This is a genomic window from Xenorhabdus thuongxuanensis (genome assembly GCF_001908095.1).
Classification (GTDB): domain Bacteria; phylum Pseudomonadota; class Gammaproteobacteria; order Enterobacterales; family Enterobacteriaceae; genus Xenorhabdus; species Xenorhabdus thuongxuanensis.
In genome coordinates, this window is record NZ_MKGR01000058.1 from 1 (window position 1) to 4223 (window position 4223).

The 4223-nt window shown below is 39.4% G+C and carries 3 protein-coding genes and 2 pseudogenes; 3 read left to right on the forward strand and 2 right to left on the reverse strand.

Going from position 1 to position 4223, the window contains the following annotated elements:
- Positions 1 to 92 (reverse strand): IS1 family transposase (locus Xentx_RS18990; RefSeq protein WP_339373705.1); only part of this gene is annotated, 92 nt, incomplete at its 3' end.
- 89 nt (positions 93 to 181) lie between these two features.
- Between Xentx_RS18990 and Xentx_RS17775 the strand changes: the two are divergent.
- Positions 182 to 490: pseudogene (locus Xentx_RS17775) on the forward strand (hypothetical protein); the annotation flags it as partial.
- A 141-nt stretch (positions 491 to 631) separates the two neighbouring features.
- On the opposite strand, the pseudogene Xentx_RS17780 reads toward Xentx_RS17775, so the two are convergent.
- Positions 632 to 799, reverse strand: a pseudogene (locus tag Xentx_RS17780) (NADP-dependent isocitrate dehydrogenase); the annotation flags it as partial.
- 1184 nt (positions 800 to 1983) lie between these two features.
- Here Xentx_RS17780 and Xentx_RS17785 point away from each other — a divergent pair.
- The gene (locus Xentx_RS17785; RefSeq protein ID WP_074021829.1) at positions 1984 to 3114 is read left to right on the forward strand and encodes an ISAs1 family transposase; all 1131 of its coding nucleotides are present in this window, start codon (positions 1984 to 1986) and stop codon (positions 3112 to 3114) included.
- A 417-nt stretch (positions 3115 to 3531) separates the two neighbouring features.
- Entirely contained in the window at positions 3532 to 3912 is a 381-nt protein-coding gene (locus Xentx_RS17790) for a hypothetical protein (protein ID WP_074021830.1), read from the forward strand.
- The last annotated feature ends 311 nt before the right edge of the window (positions 3913 to 4223 follow it).

Below are 4223 nucleotides of genomic sequence, written 5' to 3' on the forward strand. Positions count from 1 at the left end.
TGATAGCGGGGATGACCAGTACGTCCTTTTCCATGCCCTTTAACCTCTTCTGTTTTATGACAGTAACGACAAACCACATCCACTTTAGCCATCTCTCACCCAGAATAAAAAGCAGGGAGTTTATCACAATATCTAATCATTGGGAGCATGACCCACAAATATGTTGGATATGAATTTAGCAAATCAGTCAGTCGTTGTCACTATGTCAAGCCGTGAGATCGCGGAGCTGACAGGGAAAAACAAATCAGATATTCAAATCCCGACTCGTCAAATTCACAACCTGTGTACATGGTGTATGCGGGGGTTGTATCGCAAATCCCCCTGCAATTATACGGGAACGCAGTATTTTTATGAGGATGGCAACCCAACGGATGACCCATCAAGGGATGTATGCGGTGGACTGATGAACGATTGTAAAGATCGATATGGAGAGGATGCCCTCCGTATACGTTACCGATACTGCGCCACTATTGCAAGGAATGCAATTTAGATAAGGGTTGGATAAAAATTGTGATCTAAAATACCTGAGTTTTGATAACTTGTTTTGATAACTTTTTGATAACCATTACTCATATTATAATAAAACAACGGGAACCATTAAGCCCCCGTTATCTATTTTAATCAGTGACTATTACATATGAGAAATAATAGCATCACCGAATTCGCTACATTTCAGTAGCTTAGCACCCTCCATCAGGCGCTCAAAATCGTAAGTCACGGTCTTCGCGGCAATCGCGCCTTCCATTCCCTTAACGATAAAGTCTGCGGCTTCGAACCATCCCATGTGGCGTAACAGCAGGAAAAAATTATAACCTTAACCTACTGTATATATTGAATATTTTAAAGCTACAACATCAATTTTATGTATATAAAATCACTTAAATAACATGTTGTTTTATATACTTTTAATAAAGGTTTTGCAGAATGCAAAAATCGCCTAAGCTATTACAAAGTCCGCTATTTAAAAGCCACTTTTTCGATAATGAATACACGAAAAACTCAATAAGCTCATGCAGCAGAAAGAAGAAGAAGAGTAATCCCAAAGGGCGGAAATTAACTCATTGATTTGTCCGAGAACGTCACTTTGGCCACCCAGGGCATCTCAATATTTCCAGTTCCCAAAGTGAGGATGAATGGAATAAACAATGAGTTATTGAGGTGTGAGTATTTTTCGCATACCTGCCAGCCAAAGTGAGGACTACGGTATTCTTCGAGGTCATTAGCTCAGTGACCTCGACAACAGGACTCCTTAAACTGAAGGAATTCCTATATTCACGCCTCCGTTTGAAACGGAAGGAAAGCGGGGTTGTCGACCAATAAAAGTAATAAAATAAATGCGTTTAATCCTTTTGTCCAGCACGTAAATCAACTATTGGGATTTCCGTAATGGTTGAGCCAAAGTGAGGACTTCGGAAGAATCAATGGGTTGCCGTAGGTGTCCGAAAATATTCGTATACCCATCAGCGAAATATTTCTCCGATTGGAACTGAGCGCAAAGTTTCGCTGATTGACAAGCCAAAGTGAGGACTACGGTATTCTTCGAGGTCACTGAGTTAATGACCTCGGTAACGGGACTCCTTAAACTAAAGGAATTCCTGTAGTTAATTTCCCCAGAATAAAGTTAAACAAGTGCACTGCTGCGATTTCAAATGACGGCTGTGAGCGGTATTTAATCGCTCGGTTTGAAACGGAACGATACCTGCACCATGCAGGAGTTAGAGGCGGGAGATCCCACCTTTATCTAACCTATTGATTTTACTCATTTCCCGCATGGAGAAGGAATTCAATGAAATCAAGGTGTTATAAAACATTTATTGTAACTTGTTGATTTTTCTTATTTCTGTCACTGTGCCAGAGAATAAGGAAATCAAGGGGTTAGAGGGCAGGGCAAGATCACGAATGTTTTTTAGTCAAAATAAACAAGTTGCTTCGCGTAAAGAGCTGTGATCTTATACTCTCTTTTGAAAGTTGAAAATCAATACCATGTACCTCGAAAACTTTAGCCTGCATTTTTCAGAGATCCAAGACCCGCGCCAGAGCGCGAAAGTCGCTTATCCCTTATTTGATATCCTGTTTGCGTCGCTTTGTGCAATGATTGCGGGGGCAGAAGGCTGGAATGATATTCAGGAATATACCGAAGGCTACCACGAATGGTTTCTGCAACAAGGCATGTTCAAAGAAGGTGTACCCGTTGATGATACGTTTGCCCGGATCATTTCGCGGATCAACCCACAACAATTTAACCTCTGTTTTATCAATTGGATGAACTCAGTACATGAACTCACCCAGGGGGAATTAGTGGCCATTGACGGTAAAGTATTACGCGGCTCTTATTCCCCGGAAGAACGCCTTTCAACACTCCATCTGGTCAGCGCTTACGCCACCGCGAATAAACTGGTCATGGGACAGGTGCGGACACAGAAAAAATCCAATGAAATTACGGCCATCCCTGAGCTGATTAACCTGTTAAATCTAAAAGGCGCTCTGGTTTCCATCGATGCGATGGGATGCCAAACCCAAATAGCCCGGGAACTCATTAATGCTGATGCGGATTATTTATTCAGTGTCAAAGACAACCAAAAAAGCCTCCATCGTGCAGTGCAAAATGCCTTGAAAGCACAATGCATCGCCCCCTCTACAAGAGAAAAACTCAGGGTAGAACAGGATCATGGCCGAATCGAAATCCGGGAAAGTCATGTTATCAGTGCCGATGCACTCAAAGCCGATTTCCCCGAATGGCCGGAATTAAAAACCCTTGGCGTTGCAATAGGATACCGACAAGAAAAAGGCAAATCGGCCAGCCTTGAATATCGCTATTACATCAGTTCAGCCGAACTGACAGAAGAGAAATTCGCTCAGGCAGTACGCAGTCACTGGTGCATTGAAAATCATCTCCATTGGGTGCTGGATGCGACTTTTCATGAAGATGATTGCCAGATTTATCGAGAAAATGCAGCAGAAAATATCGCGATATTAAGGCGGATTGCCTTGAATATGTTGAAACAGGAAAAAACCAAATTAAGTATAAGGATGAAACGTAAGCGAGCATGGATGAAAATTCAATTTCTGGAACAGATATTACAAGCAGGATTTTCCAACCTGAGTGTTATTTGATCATTCATGCGGTTGCCCTGGGTTAGAGGCAGGGCGCGAGCACACTATTTTAATAGCTTTTTAAAGATGATTATTTTTCAAAAATTAAATTTTACAGTATTTATATCGAGTGAAATGTAGTCATAAAAACAATTTTTTAAACTTTTATAGTAAACCATAGGGTTAAAGAACAAAATTTACATTTTGAGAATAAATATTAATCAAAGTATGCTCGCGCCCTGGGTTAGAGGGGGTTATACTTCCAGTACACGTTTTATAAGGTGATGATATAATTAAAAAGAAAATACATTTTTATAACGCCCTCTATTAATTATTATCATTGAACAATTAGCACATTTTATTATGATGCTTTGAATCCTTATTTTTACATGGGATATTTAATAAAATATCATTAATTAATAATAAGAGGGTAATCTTATGGGTTCAGTAAATGGTATTTATATAAGTGAAGATGGTCAACATCATCTTACTATAACTGGTAGCAATGATAGTAATGGCTCATTCAGTGGTTCTTTTATCAGTAGTCCTACCAGCGGAGGAAGGCTGACTTACAATCAGATAATTGGGCAATATGCATTTGTTTCAGCTACTAATTATTGGCCAGCTCAAATAGGGTTTTCTGCTATCTTTATCCGTGAGCCAAGACATTATGTTATAGCAGATTATTGGAACGGTATCAGAACCAGTGATGGAAATTTACTTATGAGTGGAGTGCGAACGTACACAACGGACGCAGGTTTATATGATTTATATACTTTCGAAAAAATTCGTTTTATTATAGCCCCAACAGAAAAATAACTCATCAAAATGTTCCTGTCGCTTTTGTCACAGGCATATACTGACTTAGAAAAAAAGTACATTTTTACTCTATATTTCTTATGTCCTCACCCAGCCTCACTGAATTGGATAATCTTCAACCCGCAATTTCTGCGGGTTTATTATGTCAATCCCATTAATAATAACCATAAGATACAGTTTTAATTTGAAATATATTTTTTATTGCGTTCTGTGTTAATTAATTACACCTGCCATTTCATAAATTAGATAATATCCCATCAAGGTACCAGAAAAGTAATTTACTGTATAACGCCCCGTGGTAATACAAATGA

Coding starts and splice junctions, on each gene's coding strand:
- Xentx_RS17785 (WP_074021829.1), top strand. CDS start 1,984: ATGTACCTCGAAAACTTTAGCCTGCATTTTTCAGAGATCCAAGACCCG.
- Xentx_RS17790 (WP_074021830.1), top strand. CDS start 3,532: ATGGGTTCAGTAAATGGTATTTATATAAGTGAAGATGGTCAACATCAT.